The organism is Streptomyces sp. NPDC001816, from assembly GCF_042892235.1.
In the GTDB taxonomy this organism is placed as follows: domain Bacteria; phylum Actinomycetota; class Actinomycetes; order Streptomycetales; family Streptomycetaceae; genus Streptomyces.
In genome coordinates, this window is sequence record NZ_JBIATY010000038.1 from 1 (window position 1) to 1760 (window position 1760).

Here is a 1760-nt window from a genome sequence, read left to right on the forward strand (position 1 = left end):
ACGAGTGAGAATGCAGGCATGAGTAGCGATACAAACGTGAGAAACGTTTGCGCCGATTGACTAAGGGTTCCTGGGTCAAGCTGATCTGCCCAGGGTAAGTCGGGACCTAAGGCGAGGCCGACAGGCGTAGTCGATGGATAACCGGTTGATATTCCGGTACCCGCTGTGAAGCGTCAAACATCGAACCAGGCGATGCTAAGTCCGTGAAGCCGCCCCGGAGCCTTCGGGCAAAGGGGAGTGGTGGAGCCGACGAACCAGACTTGCAGTAGGTGAGTGATGGGGTGACGCAGGAAGGTAGTCCATCCCGGGCGGTGGTTGTCCCGGGGTAAGGGTGTAGGACGAGTGGTAGGCAAATCCGCCGCTCATGTGTCTGAGACCTGATGCCGAGCCGATTGTGGCGAAGTGGATGATCCTATGCTGTCGAGAAAAGCCTCTAGCGAGTTTCATGGCGGCCCGTACCCTAAACCGACTCAGGTGGTCAGGTAGAGAATACCGAGGCGTTCGGGTGAACTATGGTTAAGGAACTCGGCAAAATGCCCCCGTAACTTCGGGAGAAGGGGGGCCAGCTCTGGTGATCCGATTTACTCGGTGAGCTGGGGTTGGCCGCAGAGACCAGCGAGAAGCGACTGTTTACTAAAAACACAGGTCCGTGCGAAGCCGTAAGGCGATGTATACGGACTGACGCCTGCCCGGTGCTGGAACGTTAAGGGGACCGGTTAGCTCTGATTCGTCAGGGCGAAGCTGAGAACTTAAGCGCCAGTAAACGGCGGTGGTAACTATAACCATCCTAAGGTAGCGAAATTCCTTGTCGGGTAAGTTCCGACCTGCACGAATGGCGTAACGACTTCTCGACTGTCTCAACCATAGGCCCGGTGAAATTGCACTACGAGTAAAGATGCTCGTTTCGCGCAGCAGGACGGAAAGACCCCGGGACCTTTACTACAGTTTGATATTGGTGTTCGGTTCGGCTTGTGTAGGATAGCTGGGAGACTTTGAAACTCGGACGCCAGTTCGGGTGGAGTCGTCGTTGAAATACCAGTCTGGTCGTGCTGGATGTCTAACCTGGGTCCGTGATCCGGATCAGGGACAGTGTCTGATGGGTAGTTTAACTGGGGCGGTTGCCTCCTAAAGGGTAACGGAGGCGCCCAAAGGTTCCCTCAGCCTGGTTGGCAATCAGGTGTTGAGTGTAAGTGCACAAGGGAGCTTGACTGTGAGACCGACGGGTCGAGCAGGGACGAAAGTCGGGACTAGTGATCCGGCGGTGGCTTGTGGAAGCGCCGTCGCTCAACGGATAAAAGGTACCCCGGGGATAACAGGCTGATCTTCCCCAAGAGTCCATATCGACGGGATGGTTTGGCACCTCGATGTCGGCTCGTCGCATCCTGGGGCTGGAGTCGGTCCCAAGGGTTGGGCTGTTCGCCCATTAAAGCGGTACGCGAGCTGGGTTTAGAACGTCGTGAGACAGTTCGGTCCCTATCCGCTGTGCGCGTAGGAGTCTTGAGAAGGGCTGTCCCTAGTACGAGAGGACCGGGACGGACGAACCTCTGGTGTGCCAGTTGTTCTGCCAAGGGCATGGCTGGTTGGCTACGTTCGGGAGGGATAACCGCTGAAAGCATCTAAGCGGGAAGCCTGCTTCGAGATGAGGACTCCCACCCACTTGATGGGGTAAGGCTCCCAGTAGACGACTGGGTTGATAGGCCAGATATGGAAGCCCGGTAACGGGTGGAGTTGACTGGTACTAATAGGCCGAGGGCTTGTCC

General features: G+C 56.6%; 1 rRNA gene. It reads left to right on the forward strand.

What is annotated here, in order from left to right:
- Nucleotides 1–1760 (forward strand): 23S ribosomal RNA (locus ACFYZZ_RS45370); the annotation flags it as partial.